We start from the raw sequence: 16,777 nt of genomic DNA, 5'->3' as shown, positions 1-16,777 counted from the left end.
TACTGAGCGTGCTCGCGTGCGGGTGCGCCGGCTCGGCGAGTGTCGGCGCCGCGTTCACATGCGTCTGACAGAGCGCCGTAGGCCGCTGTGGCGGCACCCGGTGCTGGCACCCGGGTACGCGGCGGCGATCGCGTTCGGTGCCGTCGCGCTATCGAGCCTTGTCGTGGCGCCGCGGGAGTCGGATCCCGGCCCGGCGGTGAAGGTCACTGTCACCGTGTCGGCGGCGGATGCCCGGCTCCTGACCGGCCTGACCGTCCAGGTCCGCGACGGTGCGACGGTGCTGGCCGCGGGCTCGACCGACGCGAAGGGCACGTGGTCCGCGGACGTCGCTCCCGGCGACCACGAGGTGTGCGTGGTCTCGGCGGCCGGCCCGGTGCGCCTGGCCGGGTCGAAGCCGCCGTCGGCGTGCGGGCGGGAGTCGTTGTCCGCCGACAAGGCGACCGAGCTGGATGTCGAGCGGGTTCAGGTGATCGCGCAGAGGACGGGCGGCGGCGACCAGGTCCCGAGCGGGGGCAAGGTCACCATCCGTTATGCCGAGGGCACGCCGAAGAGCGGGGTTCTCGACGAGACCGGGCGGTTCACGCCTTCCGAGCTGCCGCTGAACGCCGAGGTCTGTCTGGACCTGCCGACCGGTTGGCAGTTCGTCGATTCGAAGGCCGACGCGGAAAAGGACGGTCAGCAATGCCAGGCGGTCACTAATCCGGCCGCCGATGTGCTGTTCCGTGTGGAGGCATCGTGACAGCGAGAGCCGAGGAGCGCACGGCGACGGGGAGAGCGGGTCGGGTTCCAAACCTGCTGCTCGCGGTCACGGCGCTGGCCGCGGCCCTGCTCGGCTGGGCCCTGCTGTTCCAGGATCGGCCGCCCGGGAAGACGATCGCCGTGATCCTCGTGGCCGTCGCCGTGGGTTGGCTGGTCGCGGCTCTGCTGGCGCGGCCGCTACCCGTCCGCGAAGGGCCGCCGGAGCCGGCCGGCGGGCGACCACCGGAGCCGGCCGGCGGGCGGCCGCCGGGACCGGCCCGTGAACGGCCGCCGGGACCGGACAGCCGATGGTCCGGGCCGGCCTCCGACGGCGCCGGGCTGGAAAGCGCGCAGCTCGTGCTACCGGTCGGGCGGGCGGCGGGCGGCACCCCGCAGGCGGGCCAGTGGTGGAACAGGGCGTCCCCGGCGCCCGCCGCGGACGCCCGCCCGACCGAACCGGTCCGCCCGGCTCCCCGCGATCTCGCGGCGCTGCGCGACTCCGCCCGCGTCGTGCAGTGTCCGCGCTGCGGTGCGTTCCGCATCGACGTCCGGCACCTCGATACTGGCTACGCGTTCCGCTGCCGCGTCGACGGCCACGAGTGGACCTGGCGGCCCGGCACCGCCTGGCCGGTCACCGTCGTCGCGAGTCGCCGACGGCATGCCACCTGAACCCAGGACTGCGCTGACCAGGACGGATGGACGCATGTACGAGCGGACCTTCTCCCGTACCAACCCCGGCTGCATCGTGTTCCTGCTGGACCGGTCTGACTCGATGAAGCAGCCGTGGCAGTCCAGCGGGGGCACCCTCGCTGAGGGTGCGACCCGGGCCGTGAACAAGATCCTGCTTGATCTGTGCGTGAAGTCGGCGAAAGAGGTCGGCGGCCAGGCCCGGCACTATTTCGACGTCGGGGTGTTCGGCTATGGCGCCTGCCCGGTGGCGGGCGGCGAAGGCGTCGAGCCGGCGCTGGGCGGGCAGCCGATCGTGCCGATCCCGCAGGTGTTCGACAGCCCGCTGCGGGTCGAGACCGACCCGTCGGTCGACGCCGTCGCCGGCTCCCGGCTCCCGGTCTGGGTCGAGCCGGTGTTCGGCTACCGCACCCCGATGTGCCAGGCCATCGCGACGGCGGGCGAGCACGTGTTCGGGTGGGCGGCGAGCCACCCCGACTCGTTCCCGCCGATCGTCATCAACATCACCGACGGGATGGTCACCGACAGCCCCTATGACGGCGCGGACCTCTCCGAGTGGGCCGCCCGGCTGACCTCGATCGAGACCCGCGACGGCCAGGCGCTGCTGTTCAACATCTTCCTGTCGCCGACAGTCGCGCCCGAGGTGCTGTTCCCGGCCACCGCCGCCGGGCTGCCCGAACCAGGCCCGGAGCTGTTCGCGATCTCCAGCGCGCTGCCGGCATCGATGATCGCGAACGCGCGCGGCGCACGGATGGAGATCGCCGACGGCGGTCGCGGGTTCGTGTTCAACGCCGGCCTGGCGACGCTCATGTGGTTCCTGGAGATCGGCACGCGGGTAGCCGACGTCCGGGACCGGTGAGGACACCGCTGATGATTCTCGCCCGCTCCGTCTGTTTCTGGCTGGAGAAGCTGGGCAGCGTGGCAACGGAATGGGAGGACGCCGCCGCCTACCACGACGGCGACCCGGCCGCCGGCGTCGCGCCCCGGTACGTGGTCGTGGACGGCGCCACCGAGGCCTACGACGCGATCCGCTGGGTGGAGCACCTCGCCGGCTCGTTCGTCGCCGACACCGGGCCCGACCTCACTCCGACCGGGCTGCGCACCTGGTTCGAACAGGTCCAGCGGCTGTGGGCCGCCGAGGCACCCGCACGGTTCGCGACGGTCATCGAGGAGCACAAGTTCCATGCCGAGGGGTCGTTCGCGACGTTCCTGGGGTGCCGCCTCACCGGCCTCGACGGTCCCCATGCCCGCTGGGAGGCCGCCGCACTCGGCGACACCGTGCTGTTCCACGTCCGGGCCGGCCGGCTGCTCCTGCACTTTCCGCCGATCGGCGTGGACGGCTTCGGCCTGTCGCCCGACGGGATCGGCACCCGCCCGGCGGCGCTCGGCCCGATGCTGCGCGGTCTGGAGCTGGCCAGCGGCGAGGTCCGCGCGGGCGACGTGCTCTTCATCGCCACCGACGCGCTGGCCCACTGGCTGCTGCTGGAGGCCGCGCGCGACGAGGCGTCGCTGTGGGCGGCACTCGCCGGCCTGGACCACGACGCGGCGTTCGCGGCGATCGTCGCCGACCAGCGCGCGGCCGGGCGGATGCACAACGACGACGTCACGCTGCTGCGTGTCCGCCTCGTCACGGCCGAGCCCGGCGCCCTGGTGGTGTCCTTGTGACCGGCCATCCTTCCGCCGAGGACTACATCAAGGCCGTGCAGCGGCCCGACCTCGTGTTCGACCGGCCAGAGCTGACCGAGGCCCGCTTCGACGTGCACCCGATGATGGGCATCCCCGTCCCGGCGTCGGGCAGCACCGCGGTCGTGTTCAGGGCAACGGTCGGCGGTACCGCCCAGGCGCTGCGGTTCTTCACCCGCGAGGACGCCTCCACGCAGCAGCGCTACACCGCGCTTAACACCTGGTTCAGTGAACGCGGCCTCACCGACGACGTCGCCAGCTGTCGGTGGGTGGACGACGCGATCCTGGTCAACGGGCGGCGCTGGCCGATGGTTCAGATGGAATGGGTGGAGGGGCACCCACTCGACCGGCACGTCGAGGATCTCGTCGAGACCGGCGACCGCGTGGCGCTGGGCACGCTCGCCGACTCGTGGCGCGACCTGCTGCGCCGGATGCAGGCCGCCCGATTCGCGCACGGCGACCTGCAGCACGGCAACGTCCTCGTCGACGCGACCGGCCGTATGCGCCTGGTCGACTTCGACAGCTCGTGGATCGTCCCGTTCACCGGCTTCCCGCCGCCGACGGAGGGCGGGCACCGCAACTACCAGCCCGAGAACCGGCCCTGGGGCCCGTGGATGGACACCTTCCCCGGGCTCGTCATCTACCTCTCGCTGCTGGCGCTCGCCCACGAGCCGGGGCAGTGGGAGCAGCTCAACGACGGCGAGAACCTGCTCTTCGGTCACAAGGACTACCTGCCGCCGCATCGGACCGAGGCGTGGTCGTGGGTCGAGCGGTTGCGCGACCCACAGATCGATCAGCTCGCGGCCCGGCTGCGGGCCTGCTGCGCGCCGAGCTGGACGGCCACCGGCGACCTGGAAGGGCTGATCACGGGGCCCGTTCCCTGGTGGACGCGCACCGCCGCGCGCCCGACGGTCGGCGCGCCGATCGCTCCCGAGCCCACCACCGCCCCCTCGCCGGCCGGCACGCCGACCGCTTCCACACCGCCATGGCCCCGTCCCCAGCCCGATCCCCAGCCGACGGGGCAGTCCGGGTGGTGGCAGCAGTCCGGGCCGCGGCCGGTCCCGACGCAGCCCGGACCGGCGCGGGCCCCGGCGCGGGCCCCGGCGCGGGCAGGCGGCGGCAGGCGGCTGGCGCGCACTGTGGGCCGAACCCTGTCCGCCACGGTCGCGGCGTTGCTGGTCTGGATCGTCGGTGCCGCCCTGATCAGGGGCGTACTCGTCGGCCTCGCCGGCCTGCCCTCCGCCGACGGCTCCGTCATCGCCGTGCTTCTCGCCCTCGTGCTGGCGCTGATCGTGCTCGTCCTCATGATCCGGAGATGGCGGCGACAACCACCGGGGAAGGCGCGATGACACAGCGGATGTTCGGCCCGTACCGCATCGAGGCGCTGCTGGGCCGCGGTGGGATGGGCGAGGTCTACCGCGCCTACGACACCGGGCAGCAGCGGATGGTCGCGCTCAAGGTCCTGCTCCCGGGCCTGGCCGGGGACCCGCAGTTCGCCGAGCGGTTCCGCCGGGAGTCCGAGATCGTGGCGCAGCTGCGGGAACCGCACGTGATCCCGATCCACCGTCACGGCGAGATCGACGGCCAGCTCTTCATCGACATGCGCCTGGTGGAGGGCGCCCACCTGGGCACGGTCCTGCGCGACGGCCCGCTCGACCCGTGGACGGCCGTCGACGTCGTCGGGCAGGTCGCCTCCGCGCTGGACGCCGCGCACGCCGACGGGCTGGTGCACCGTGACGTCAAACCGTCCAACGTGCTGTGCGCGGGCCGCGGCCGTCCGACCGACTTCGTCTACCTCGTGGACTTCGGGATCGCCCGCTCGGTCGACGGTACCGGGATCACCACGACCGGAGTGGCGGTCGGCTCGGTGGAGTACATGGCGCCCGAGCGTTTCCAGTCCGGGCGGGTCGACCAGCGGGCGGACGTCTACTCGCTGGCCTGCCTGCTCTTCGAGTGCCTGTCCGGGCGCAGGCCGTTCGTCACCGCCGAACGGCTCGCGGTCATCATGGCGCACATACAGGACCCGCCACCCGTCCTGTCGGCCGCGCGGCCCGGGGCACCGACGGTGTTCGACGACGTCATCGTGCGGGGTCTGGCGAAGGCTCCGAGCGACCGGCATCCGTCGGCGTCCGCGTTCGCGGAGGCGGCCCGCGAGGCCCTCGCGACCCTCACGCCGCCCACCCCGGCGACGCCGGTCCCGCCTCCCGCCGCCCCGCCCGCGGGTGGCAAATGGTGGACGCGGGCGAACGGCGCCCCCGCGGCGAAGCCCGCATCCGCCGCTCCGCCCGCGTCATCACCATCACCATCGCCGCCGCCGCCGCCGGCGCCGGCGCCGCCGCCGGCCGCGCCTGGACCTGGCTGGTGGAAGGGGGCGAGCTCTCCGCCGCCGCGACCCGACCCGCCGACGCAGCCCGATCCGCCAACCGCGCCCGCACCCGCGCCCGCACCCGCCACCCCGCCCGCGCCACCGTCACCGCCGCCGGCATCTCCCTCACCGACGCCGACGCCGGTCGGGCCTGGACCTGGCTGGTGGAAGGGGGCGAGCTCTCCGCCGCCGCGACCCGACCCGCCGACGCAGCCCGATCCACCGACCGCTCCCGCGCCCGCACCCGCCACCCCGCCCGCATCACCACCGCCGCCGGCACCGCCATCTCCGTCTCCGCCGCCACCGCCGGCTCCATCGTCGTCTCCGTCACCTTCACCGCCGCCCCAGGCACGGGCGTCATCGTCAGCCGCGCCTGGACCTGGTTGGTGGAAGGGGGCGGGCTCTCCGCCGCCACAGCCCAACCCGCCGGCGCAGCCCGATCCGCCGACCGCGCCCGCGCCCCTCCTCGCCACCAGGCGTTACCAGATGACCCAGCCGGCACCGGCCACGCTGCCGCCCACGGTCCAGGTACCGGGCGCCGGACCTGCCAGGCCGGTCTCGAGTGGGACATGGTGGGAGCGCAAGGCCACAGCGCTGCATCCGGTCGGGGCGGCGTCGGTCGTCATCGGCCGCGCGCCCGAGTGCGACGTGGTGCTCGCCGACCCGCTCGTCTCGCGCCGGCACGCGGAGCTGCGCCGGGTCGGGCCCGACTGGCGGATCGTCGACCTCGGCGGCTGGAACGGGACGTTCGTCAACGGCCACCGGGTCGACCAGGCGACGATCGGGGCCGGGGACATCGTCGGCATCGGGCACGCCCTGCTGCACCTGCAGGGCGGCACCCTCGTCGAGTACACCGACTCGGGCGACATCTCGTTCGAGGCCGACGACCTGGTCGTCACCCGCTCCGGACGGCGGCTGCTCGACGGGGTCGGGTTCGCGCTGCCGCAGCGCAGCCTGCTGGCCGTCGTCGGGCCGAGCGGTGCCGGGAAGTCCACACTGCTCGGCGCGCTGACCGGGCAGCGTCCGGCGGACTCCGGCGAGGTCCGCTACGCCGGCCGCGACCTCTACGCGTCCTATGACGAGCTGCGCCAGCGCATCGGGCTCGTCCCCCAGGACGACATCCTGCACCCGCAGCTGACAGTCCGCCGGGCCCTGCGGTACGCGGCCGCGCTGCGGTTCCCCGCCGACACTCCGGCGGCCGAGCGCAACGCGCGAGTCGAGGAGGTGATCGGCGAGCTGGGACTGGCCGACCAGGCCGGTCAGCGGATCACCACTCTCTCCGGCGGGCAGCGCAAGCGCACGAGCGTCGCGCTGGAACTGCTCACCCGCCCGTCCCTGCTCTTCCTCGACGAGCCGACGTCCGGGCTGGACCCGGGCATGGACAAGTCGGTGATGCAGACTCTGCGCAAGCTGGCCGACGACGGCCGAACAGTAGTCGTCGTCACGCACTCTCCCGCGCAGCTCGATCTCTGCGACCGGCTGCTCGTGCTCGCGTCGGGCGGCCGGCTCGCCTACTTCGGCCCGCCAGGCGAGGCGCTCGCCTACTTCGGCCAGCGTGACTTCGCGGACATGTTCCTGCTGCTCGACCGCTCCAGGGACGTCGACTGGACGGCCCGGTTCCGGGCCTCGCCGCAGTTCGCGAAGTACGGGATGCCGAACGGCGTCGCGCAGCCCGCCACGCCCGCGCCGCGGGCGGCGCCGGACGCGCCGCCGCGACAGCAACCGGCGCTGCGCCAGTTCGCCGTGCTTGCCCGCCGCTACCTCGCGGTGATCGCGGCCGATCGGGCCTACACGCTGTTCCTGCTGGCGCTGCCGCTGGTACTGAGCCTTTTCGCGCAACTGCTGCCGGGCAAGCACGGGCTTTCGTGGATGGGCACGCAGGCCGATCGCGACAGCGACAGCGACATCGCGCCGCTCATGCTCGTGCTCGTCCTCGGATGTGCGTTCACGGGGTTCGCCGGAGCGTTCCGCGAACTGGTCAAGGAACGCTCCATCTTCCGCCGGGAGCAGGCGATCGGGCTCTCGCGCGGCGCCTACCTCTGGTCGAAACTCGCCGTACTGGGCGCGATCACCAGTGCGCAGGCCGTGATCCTTGCCGTCGCCGGACTGTACGGCCAACCCGCCCCGGACACGCCGCTCGTGCTGGGCAGCGGGCTGACTGAGGTCGCCGTCGCCATGATCGCGGTCGCGCTGGCCGCGATGGCCCAGGGACTGCTGGTCTCTGCTCTGATCGCGAACGCCGACCGCGGCATGCCCATTCTCGTGGTCGTCCTGCTGCTGCAGTTCCTGCTGTGCGGGCTGCTCATCCCACTGGACGGTCGCCCACCACTGGAACAGCTCGCATACCTCATGCCGGCCCGGTGGGGGTTCGCGATGGTCGCGGCGACCACCGGCTACCACCAGACGCCGACCGACCCCGAGCTTGATCCGCTGTGGACGGCCGACGCCGGCACCTGGGCGCTCGACCTCGCCGCGCTCCTGCTGCTGACCACGGCCGTCGCGTGGGCGACGTGGCCCGTCCTGCGCCGCGGGTCGTCCCCCCGGAAGGGCCGATGACCGGACCGCCGTGAGCGGATCGCTGCCCATTCCCACCCGGCACGGCCCGAACCCGGCCGGTAGCTCCTCGACATCCCGATATGACAGCGCGAGCCGGGGGCCACACGCCCGCCTGGCCGGCATCCGCTTTGCACGGATCCCGGGGAAAGGCTCAGTGGGCGGTCCCAGGGGACCGCCCACCGCCGGCTACGGGTAGTAGCTCAGACGCGCTCGGCGTTGCCGGCCAAGTCACCAGGCAAGCCAGACGGCCTACAGCTCAGATCTTCGCCAGCAGTCCGTTCATCTCCGTGATTTCGGCGGTCTGGCTGGTCCTGATGCTGGTGGCGAGCTGCCTGGCGGGGCCGTACCGGCCGTCGCGCTCCTCAGTGGTCGCCATCGCCACCGCACCGTTGTGGTGGGCAGTCATCATCGTCAGGAACATCCGGTCGAAGTCCCGCCCGGACGCGGCGGCCAACTTCGCCATGTCCTGGGCGCTCATCATCCCGTCCATCGATGGGCCACTCGCCGTCGGCGTCGTGGTCGCCATCGGCATGCCACTCATGTTCATGCCGCCGCTCATCGGCATCCCGGTAGTCATGGGCATGGTGGACTCGCCTCCCGTATGCATCCCGTCCATCCCCCAGGGGATCGACGGTGTTCGCCGCGTCTGCGCGTTGCCGCCCCGACCGTCAGGCCTCCGGGCTCCGGAATCCCCGCGCGACCGCTGGGGCTGTCGCCTGCCTGTCTCCCCGCTCGCTCCAACCCGCATTGACGGGTACCCCTAGGGGGTATAAACATGACCTGGAGATACCCGGATGGGGTATCTGACTCGGGAGGGAGCGGGCGCGATGACCACGAGTGAGTACCAGGTGACGGGCATGAGCTGCGGGCACTGCGAGGCCGCGGTTCGAGACGAGGTCGGCAAGATCACCGGTGTTGACGACATCCAGGTAAGCGCGCAGACCGGCCGCCTTGTCGTGACCGTGACCGAGCCGGTGGACGACGCGCGGGTGCTGGCCGCGGTGGGCGAGGCCGGTTACGAGGCGGTCCGGGTCTGATGAACGTCCCGACCCGGCTCGGCGTCTACGCCGCCGGTCTGGCGGTCCTGTTCGGCGGCGCCTTCGTCGCCGGTTCGGCCGTTATCCCTGACTCGACGGTCGCCTCGTGGACGAAGACGGCGCAGGAGAACTCGATGGACCACACCTCGACGACGCAGGCCTCGGCCGGGACCGGGTCAGTCCGCGGGCTCTCGCTCGAGCAGGACGGATACCTGCTCGGCGACGTGGCCGCGCCCGACGTGGTCGGGAAGGCCGGTGTCCTGTCGTTCCAGGTGCGCGACGGCGACGGCGACCCGCTGACGGCGTACACGCCGTCGCACGACAGGGATCTCCACTTCATCGTGGTGCGATCGGACGGCACCCAGTTCCGTCACGTCCACCCGGCACTGGGCTCCGACGGGACCTGGTCGATCCCGTGGACATGGACCGCTGCCGGCACCTACCGGGTGTTCGCGGACTTCGTGCCCGCCGGCCGGGACGCGTCCGGGGCCCCTGATGTGACCCTCACCCGCACAATCGGCGTCGCTGGGGACTTCGTCCCGGCTCCGGCCACCCACACCTCGACCACCGCGCAGGTCGACGGGTTCACGGTGGCCCTGCATGGCGACCTGCACGCCGGCACGATGTCCGGCCTGACCGTCGAGATCACCCACGACGGCAAGCCGGTCACCACCCTGCAGCCCTATCTCGGCGCCTTTGGCCACCTGGTCGCGCTGCGCGCAGGGGACTTGGCCTACCTGCACGTCCACCCCGAGGGCGAGGAACCGGCCGAGGGCGACCTGTCAGGTCCGAAGATCGGCTTCATGGCCGACGTGCCCACCGCGGGCCGCTACCTGCTCTACCTCGACTTCCAGGTCGACGGGCAGGTCCACACCGCCACCTTCGTCGTCGACGCCGCTCCCGACGCCGCGGGCGACGCCGGGACCAGTGCCCACCCCGGCGCCTGATCCGGCGGGCGCGGAACGGAGAAAGGAACCGCTATGGCCACCTCCCCGGCTTACGAGGTACCGCCCGCGACGAGCGTCGAGCTCGAGATCGGCGGAATGACCTGCGCCTCGTGCGCGATGCGGATCGAGAAGAAGCTCAACAAGCTCGACGGCGTCGAGGCGTCGGTGAACTTCGCCACCGAGAAGGCCAAGGCCACCGTGCCCGCGGGCTATGACCCGCGGCTCCTGATCGCCGAAGTCGAGAAGACCGGTTACACCGCGACGCTGCCCACCCCGAAGAAGGCCGCCGACACCTCGGCCGATGCGGCGCGGGAGCAGCCTGACCACGAGCTGATCGCGCTACGGAACCGGTTGGTGGGGGCCGTGGTATTGGCGGTCCCGGTCATCGTGCTTGCCATGGTGCCCGTGCTGCAGTTCACCTTCTGGCAGTGGGCCGCCCTCGCGCTGGCGTGGCCAGTGATTCTCTGGGCGGCCTGGCCGTTCCACCGGGGGGCCTGGACCAACCTGCGCCACGGCGCGGCCACCATGGACACCCTTGTCTCGATCGGCACCCTCTCGGCGTTCGCGTGGTCGCTGTACGCCCTGTTCTGGGGCACCGCGGGTACGCCTGGGATGAAACACGGCTTCGAGTTCGCCGTCACTCCGACCGACGGCGCGGCCAACATCTACCTCGAGGTCGCCGCCGGGGTGACGATGTTCGTGCTCGCCGGCCGCTACTTCGAGAAGCGGTCCAAGCGCCAGGCCGGTGCCGCCCTGCGCGCCCTGCTCGAACTGGGCGCCAAGGACGTGGCGGTCCTGCGTGACGGTGTCGAGACCAGGATCCCGGTCGAGGACCTGGCCGTGGACGACGAGTTCGTCGTCCGTCCCGGCGAGAAGATCGCCACCGACGGGGTCGTCGTCCTGGGAAGCTCGGCGGTCGACCAGTCGATGCTCACCGGCGAGTCCGTGCCCATAGAGGTCGGCGAGGGCGACACCGTCACGGGCGCCACCATGAACGCCGGCGGACGGCTTGTGGTCCGTGCGACCCGGGTTGGCGCCGACACCCAGCTGGCCCAGATGGCCAGGCTGGTCGAGGACGCCCAGACCGGCAAGGCCGAGGTCCAGCGGCTGGCCGACAAGGTAGCCGGTGTCTTCGTGCCGGTCGTGATCGCGGTCGCCGTGGCGGTCCTCGGGGTCTGGATGGGTGCGGGGTTCCCGGCGGCCGCCGCGTTCACCGCCTCGGTGGCGGTACTGATCATCGCCTGCCCGTGCGCCCTGGGCCTGGCCACCCCGACCGCGCTGCTCGTCGGTACCGGCCGAGGAGCCCAGCTGGGGATCCTGATCAAGGGACCCGAGGTGCTGGAGTCCACCCGCAAGGTCGACACCGTCGTCCTCGACAAGACCGGCACCGTGACCACCGGAAAGATGGCGCTCGTCGAGGTCGTCACCGCTGGCGGTGTGGACCGAACCGATGTGCTACGCCTGGCAGGTGCGCTGGAAGACGCCTCCGAGCACCCCATCGCTCAGGCGATCGCGAAGGCCGCCACGCAGGAGGTTGGCGCCCTGCCGACTCCGGAGGACTTCGCGGCCGTCGAGGGCAAGGGTGTCCAGGGCATCGTCGAGGGCCACGCCGTCGTCGTCGGACGCCAGGCGCTGCTGGCCGACTGGTCGCAACACCTCACCACCGAACTGATCCAGCACAAGGCCCGCTTCGAGCAGACTGGTAGGACCGTCGTCGCGGTCGGCTGGGACGGCCAGGCCCGCGGCCTGCTGGTCGTGGCCGACCAGGTCAAACCGACCAGCCGCGAGGCGATCGCCCAGCTCACGGCGCTCGGGCTGGTGCCGGTGCTGCTCACCGGCGACAACCGGACTGTGGCCGACCAGATCGCCGCCGAGGTCGGCATCGACCAGGTCATCGCCGAGGTCCTGCCCGCTGACAAGGCCGACGTGGTCAGGCGGCTGCAGTCCGAGGGAAAGGTCGTCGCGATGATCGGCGACGGCGTCAACGACGCCGCTGCCCTGGCCCAGGCCGACCTTGGCCTGGCGATGGGGACCGGCACCGACGTCGCGATCGAGGCCGCCGACATCACCTTGGTACGCGGCGACCTGCGCAGCGCGGCGGACGCCATCCGGCTCTCCCGCCGGACCCTTGGCACGATCAGGACCAACCTGTTCTGGGCCTTCGCCTACAACACGGTGGCGATCCCGCTCGCCGCCCTGGGCCTGCTCAACCCGATGCTCGCGGGCGCGGCGATGGCGTTCTCCAGCGTCTTCGTCGTCGGCAACAGTCTGCGCCTGCGTTCCTTCACCAGCCAGGCGTCGGACAGCTCACTGTCGAGGGGCGCAGCGCGCACGGACGCGTCGCGCCTCGTAGATGCGTGAAGCACAGCGTTCCGCGAGGAAGCGCCTGTCGAGGCGCCGCGGCGGTCAGGCGCCGCCAACCACGGGGCCGCCGCTTGCGGCCGTCGCCGGTGATGAGATCACCGAATGCCCGGTGATGGTCAGAAATCCCGGCCACCTTGGCCCAGTCGAGACGTCGCGGACGATGGTGCGGGAAGTGTTGGTGGTGTTGGGCGGGTCATTTCCTGCCCGGCTGGTTGATCCCGGTTTCGTAGGCGAAGATCACTGCCTGGATCCGGTCACGTAGGCCGAGCTTCGCCAGGACCCGCTTGGCGTGGGTGCGGACGGTGGACTCCTCGACCACCAGCCGGCGCGCGATCTCGCGGTTGGACAGGCCCCGCGCCATCAGCTCGAGGACCTCCCGTTCGCGCGGGGTGAGGTCCGCCAGCGCCCGCGCCCCGGTCAGCTCCGGCACGGGCTGGCGGGCCAGGCGGTCGATGACTCGGCGGGTCACCGACGGGGACAGCAGCGCGTCGCCGGCGGCGACGGTGTGCACGGCGGCGATGAGCTCCTCGGGGCGGGTCCGCTTCAGCAGGAAGCCCGAGGCGCCGGCCCGCAGCGCCCCGAACACGTAGTCGTCCTGCTCGAACGTGGTGAGGATCAGGACCCGGGTATCGGGCACGGAGCTGGCCAGCTCGCGGGTCGCCGCTATGCCGTCCAGGTCGGGCATCCGGACGTCCATGAGCACGACATCCGGCCGCCGCCGTCGCGTCAGCGACACGGCCTCCCGGCCGGTCGCCGCCTCGCCCACGACCTCGATCGACGGGTCGGCGGTGACCAGCTCGACGAGCCCCGCCCGCATCAGATGGTCGTCGTCCGCGATGACGATCCTGGTCACGGCGCTCGCCCGGATCGCGGCAACCGCAGCACGACCCGGAACTCGCCGCCCCTGAGCCCGGCGGTCAGCGTGCCGCCGAGCAGGCTCGCGCGCTCGCGCATGCCGACGATGCCGTGGCCGCCGGCGGTGACGTCGGCGCTTTCGCTCGCGGGGTTGGTCACGGTCAACGCGCAGCCATCCGAGTCAGTCGAGATCATGACGGCCGCGGACCCGGCGCCGTGCCGCGCGGCGTTGGTCAGCGCCTCCTGCAGGACACGGTAGGCCGCTTGGTCGGACGCCCTGCCCAGGGAGCCCGGGTTGCCTTCTCGAGACATGGTCACCCGCAGGCCGGCCGCCCGATGCCGCGCGACGAGCGTGTCCGCCGAAGCCAGGCCGACCGGCGCCTCCACGGTCGCGGGGGGCACCTCGACGGCGCGCAACGAGCCGACGATCTGGTCGATGTCGGCGACCGTCTCGCGCGCGACGGTCTCGATGTCCGCCAGCGCGGCCAGCGCGCGGCGTGGGTCGCCCCGTAGCCGCGCGGCCCCGGCGCGCACCGTGATCACGTTCAGGGCATGCCCCGCCGAGTCGTGCAGGTCGCGCGCGATCCGGGCCCGTTCCTCGGCGACGGCAAGCCGCAGGTCCGTCGCCGCCGACTCGGCCGAGCGGTGCGCGCGTTCGTGCAGGTCGGCGATCTGCTGGCGGCGCAGGCGGCTGCGCTCGCCGGCGAACCACGCCGCCGCGCAGCCGAACACGGTGTGGCCCAGGTTCGTCGGCACCCACCCGGCGCTGACGACCAGGAGTGCGAGGTAGCCGGCCAGCAGCCCCAGGACGGTGCACGCGTCGCGCCGCGACCACGGCGAGGCCGCGTCCCTGCCGGCCGTCAGGAGGTAGAGCGCGACGGCGGGTCCGAGCGGCGGCCACAGCCCCAGGCCGCGCGCGGCCAGTCCCATCGCCGCGACCGTACTGGCGGCGAACACCCCGCGCGGTGAGATCCGCCACCCGGCCAAAGGAAGCGTCGAGGCGGCCAACAGGCTCAGGTCGGCGGCCTCGAGACGATCGCCGCGGGAGAGGAAGACGAACCAGCCGCCCAACGTCACTCCGGCGATCACCGCGTCCTCGATGCGGGGACGACTCGGCCGGGCCGACGCGGCGGCCGGGGAGGAGGTGAAGAAGTGCCACACACCGGCCTCGGTCGCCACGTCGCGAGCGTAGTTCGCCCAGGCCGTTCCCGAATCCCCCCGCGGGGGGATGCCGGTCGACGCGCCGAGGACCCCCGAGATCAGCCGTCAGGGCGTTTCCCGAAGCTGCCCGCGAACCTAGCGTTCGGCGGGTGATGACTTCGGCTTCGACGGCATCCGCGACAGCCTCCGGGTTCGCGGACCGCCCCGTTCTCCATGTCGCGGTCCTCGGCATCGTCGTCGTGGTCGCGCTCGCGGTGTTTCTTGTCGTCCGGCGGCGGCGCCCATGAGCGACACGCCACCTGTCGTTGCCGTCGAAGGGCTTACCAAGCGCTATGGCGGCCAGGCCGTCGTCGACGACCTGACGTTCACCCTCGACCGTGGCCAGATCACCGGGTTCCTCGGGCCCAACGGCGCCGGCAAGTCGACCACCCTGCGGATCCTGCTCGGACTCGCGTCGCCGTCCGGCGGCACCGCCCACGTCCTCGGCCTGCCCTTCGCCGAGCTCGCCGATCCCGCCGGCACCGTCGGGGCGGTCCTCGAGTCCGGCGACTTCCACCCGGCCCGGTCCGGCCGCGACCACCTGCGGGTGCTGGCCCTCGCCGCGGGCATCGACCCCGTCCGGGTCGACGAGGCGCTGGAGACCGTCGAACTGACCGGGATGGGCAGACGGCCGGTGCGGACCTATTCGCTCGGGATGCGCCAGCGACTCGGGCTCGCCGCCGCCCTGCTCGGCGACCCGCGGCTCCTCGTCCTCGACGAGCCCATCAACGGGCTCGACCCAGCCGGTGTGCACTGGCTGCGCGCCTTCCTACGCACCTATGCCGACGAGGGAGGGACCGTGCTCGTCTCCAGCCACGTCCTGGCTGAGGTCACCCAGACCGTCGACCGCGTCCTTATCATCAACCGCGGCCGCCTGGTCACCGACCAGCCGATCGGCGACTTCGCCCAGGACGGCTCCCTGGAGAACACCTACCTCGCGCTCACCACGGCGGCGACGGCATGAGACGGCAGCTACGCTCCGAACTCACCAAGCTCACCACGACACCGACGCTGGCGGTCGTTCTCGTCGCCCTCGTCGGGCTGGCCGCGCTCGCCGTCACGCTGCATGCCGTCGGTCTCTCGACGAGCCGACTAGCCACGAGACCCGACCAGCGTGGCATCTTCATCGACGTCGCCATCAATCTTGGCGCGCTGTTCGCCGCCCTGCTCGGCGCATTGTCGATCACGGCCGAGATCCGCAGCGGTACTATCCGTCCTACGTTCCTGGCGACCCCGCGCCGAGGGACCGTGATCAGGGCGAAGGCGCTGTCGGTGTTCGCCGCCGGGGTGCTCGTCGGGCTGGTCGCGACCGGCACCGTCGCGGGTGTCGGCTGGGTGGCCCTGGACCTGCGCGGGTTGACCATCCGACTGACGGCCAGCGACTACGCGCAGCTCCTCGCGGGCGGCGCGCTCGGCGGCGGACTCCTCGCCGTCGTGGGCCTGGCCATCGGCACGGTCCTGCGCGCACAGGTACCGTCCCTCGTCACGCTGTTCGCCTGGCTGCTGTTCGTGGAGAACCTGCTGATGGACCTCCCGAAGGTGCACCGGTTCGTTCCCGGCGCGCTCGCCCAGGCGCTGGCCGGCGCGAACCGCGACGGCGCACTGCACACCCCCGGCCTGGCCGCCGCACTCCTGGCGGCCTACACCGTCGTGACGCTCGCTGCCGCCACGGCGGCGACCTCCCGACGCGACGTCGCCTGACATGCCCACCGCCGACGCGCGCATCGCCACGGACCGGGCGCCCCGTTACCTCACCCAGCTATGCGGCCACCTCGACGCGATCCACAACCGCCACCAGGCACGCCACAGCGGCCATGACATGCCGCGGATCCAGACCGTGACCCAGACCGGAAACATCGGCCTGCTCGAGTTCGACCGCGGAACCTGCCGGCTCGAGGCCACCGACAACGCCCTCGTCCTGTCAGCCGACGCCGCGGACACAGAGAGCCTCGAACAGATCAAGATGGCACTCACCCGCCGCCTGGAGACCATCGGCGGCAGAGAAGGACTCAGACTGACCTGGCTGGCGGACTAACCCCCGCCGGATCGCTCCGTCGGCGCTCACCGCATCTGGCCCTACGAGCTAGTTCCCGGGCTTCGTTCTGGTCCCCGTGGGTCTCCGGGCTGAATTCGCGTGCACTGGACGACCATCTGCATCGGGTGCCACGTCAGGGACCGGCGTCGGACAGGTCGGCGATCAGTCCCGTGGGGCCGGCTCACCCCGCCAGCACGATGGCGTGCGGCGACGGTGCTAGTGCGTTGTCCGCGAATGCGGGTCGGTTCTTGTTGATCAGGCGGCGTTTCTGGTGTGGCCCCAGCGGTGCTGGCGTTCGGAGTGGATACGG

The 16,777-nt window shown here is 72.3% G+C and carries 15 protein-coding genes; 12 read left to right on the top strand and 3 right to left on the bottom strand.

Going from position 1 to position 16,777, the window contains the following annotated elements; genetic code table 11:
- The first annotated feature begins 100 nt into the window (after positions 1-100).
- Genes BCD48_RS02910 through BCD48_RS02885 form a run of 6 tightly spaced genes read left to right on the top strand, consistent with a single transcriptional unit; the run spans position 101 to position 8,029 of the window.
- Positions 101-739 (top strand): hypothetical protein, encoded by a 639-nt coding sequence (locus BCD48_RS02910; RefSeq protein ID WP_241841470.1) that lies wholly within the window; start codon positions 101-103, stop codon positions 737-739.
- Positions 736-1,407 (top strand): hypothetical protein, encoded by a 672-nt coding sequence (locus BCD48_RS02905; protein WP_071046664.1) that lies wholly within the window; start codon positions 736-738, stop codon positions 1,405-1,407. The genes BCD48_RS02910 and BCD48_RS02905 overlap by 4 nt, the downstream gene beginning before the upstream one ends.
- Before the next feature lie 34 nt (positions 1,408-1,441).
- Positions 1,442-2,284 carry a vWA domain-containing protein gene (locus tag BCD48_RS02900; RefSeq protein WP_071046663.1) on the top strand — a complete coding sequence of 281 codons (843 nt, stop codon included), beginning with the start codon at positions 1,442-1,444 and terminating at the stop codon, positions 2,282-2,284.
- Positions 2,281-3,090 (top strand): hypothetical protein, encoded by an 810-nt coding sequence (locus BCD48_RS02895; protein ID WP_241841469.1) that lies wholly within the window; start codon positions 2,281-2,283, stop codon positions 3,088-3,090. The genes BCD48_RS02900 and BCD48_RS02895 overlap by 4 nt, the downstream gene beginning before the upstream one ends.
- Positions 3,087-4,457 (top strand): protein kinase family protein, encoded by a 1,371-nt coding sequence (locus BCD48_RS02890; RefSeq protein ID WP_071046661.1) that lies wholly within the window; start codon positions 3,087-3,089, stop codon positions 4,455-4,457. Before BCD48_RS02895 ends, BCD48_RS02890 begins: the two co-directional genes overlap by 4 nt.
- Positions 4,424-8,029, top strand: coding sequence for a protein kinase domain-containing protein (locus BCD48_RS02885; protein WP_241841468.1), 3,606 nt, complete (start codon positions 4,424-4,426; stop codon positions 8,027-8,029). The genes BCD48_RS02890 and BCD48_RS02885 overlap by 34 nt, the downstream gene beginning before the upstream one ends.
- Before the next feature lie 256 nt (positions 8,030-8,285).
- Here BCD48_RS02885 and BCD48_RS45330 read toward each other — a convergent pair whose 3' ends face one another.
- Positions 8,286-8,612, bottom strand: a complete 327-nt coding sequence (locus BCD48_RS45330; protein ID WP_241841467.1) for a DUF305 domain-containing protein — start codon at positions 8,610-8,612, stop codon at positions 8,286-8,288.
- A gap of 244 nt (positions 8,613-8,856) precedes the next feature.
- Here BCD48_RS45330 and BCD48_RS02875 point away from each other — a divergent pair, with 244 nt between their 5' ends.
- Genes BCD48_RS02875 through BCD48_RS02865 form a run of 3 tightly spaced genes read left to right on the top strand, consistent with a single transcriptional unit; the run spans position 8,857 to position 12,374 of the window.
- Positions 8,857-9,066 (top strand): heavy-metal-associated domain-containing protein, encoded by a 210-nt coding sequence (locus BCD48_RS02875; protein WP_071046698.1) that lies wholly within the window; start codon positions 8,857-8,859, stop codon positions 9,064-9,066.
- Positions 9,066-10,013: a DUF8832 domain-containing protein gene (locus tag BCD48_RS02870; protein WP_071046660.1), complete on the top strand. Its 948-nt coding sequence runs from the start codon at positions 9,066-9,068 to the stop codon at positions 10,011-10,013. Before BCD48_RS02875 ends, BCD48_RS02870 begins: the two co-directional genes overlap by 1 nt.
- Positions 10,014-10,046: 33 nt before the next feature.
- Positions 10,047-12,374, top strand: a complete 2,328-nt coding sequence (locus BCD48_RS02865; RefSeq protein WP_071046659.1) for a heavy metal translocating P-type ATPase — start codon at positions 10,047-10,049, stop codon at positions 12,372-12,374.
- A 196-nt stretch (positions 12,375-12,570) separates the two neighbouring features.
- Here BCD48_RS02865 and BCD48_RS02860 read toward each other — a convergent pair whose 3' ends face one another.
- Both BCD48_RS02860 and BCD48_RS02855 read right to left on the bottom strand, forming a co-directional pair.
- Positions 12,571-13,230, bottom strand: a complete 660-nt coding sequence (locus BCD48_RS02860) for a response regulator (protein ID WP_083418086.1) — start codon at positions 13,228-13,230, stop codon at positions 12,571-12,573.
- On the bottom strand, positions 13,227-14,411 hold the full coding sequence (locus BCD48_RS02855) for a sensor histidine kinase (RefSeq protein ID WP_241841466.1): 1,185 nt from the start codon (positions 14,409-14,411) through the stop codon (positions 13,227-13,229). Before BCD48_RS02855 ends, BCD48_RS02860 begins: the two co-directional genes overlap by 4 nt.
- Positions 14,412-14,676: 265 nt before the next feature.
- On the opposite strand from BCD48_RS02855, the gene BCD48_RS02850 reads away from it, so the two are divergent.
- From BCD48_RS02850 to BCD48_RS02840, 3 genes are read left to right on the top strand one after another with little or no spacing between them, the layout of a single operon-like run.
- Entirely contained in the window at positions 14,677-15,396 is a 720-nt protein-coding gene (locus BCD48_RS02850; RefSeq protein ID WP_071046658.1) for an ATP-binding cassette domain-containing protein, read from the top strand.
- The gene (locus tag BCD48_RS02845; protein ID WP_071046657.1) at positions 15,393-16,133 is read left to right on the top strand and encodes an ABC transporter permease; all 741 of its coding nucleotides are present in this window, start codon (positions 15,393-15,395) and stop codon (positions 16,131-16,133) included. The genes BCD48_RS02850 and BCD48_RS02845 overlap by 4 nt, the downstream gene beginning before the upstream one ends.
- 1 nt (position 16,134) lies before the next feature.
- On the top strand, positions 16,135-16,467 hold the full coding sequence (locus BCD48_RS02840) for a DUF2218 domain-containing protein (RefSeq protein ID WP_071046656.1): 333 nt from the start codon (positions 16,135-16,137) through the stop codon (positions 16,465-16,467).
- The last annotated feature ends 310 nt before the right edge of the window (positions 16,468-16,777 follow it).

The sequence above is a fragment of the Pseudofrankia coriaricola genome, from assembly GCF_001854805.1.
Lineage (GTDB): Bacteria > Actinomycetota > Actinomycetes > Frankiales > Frankiaceae > Pseudofrankia.
This window is presented reverse-complemented; position numbering and strand designations above follow the sequence as displayed.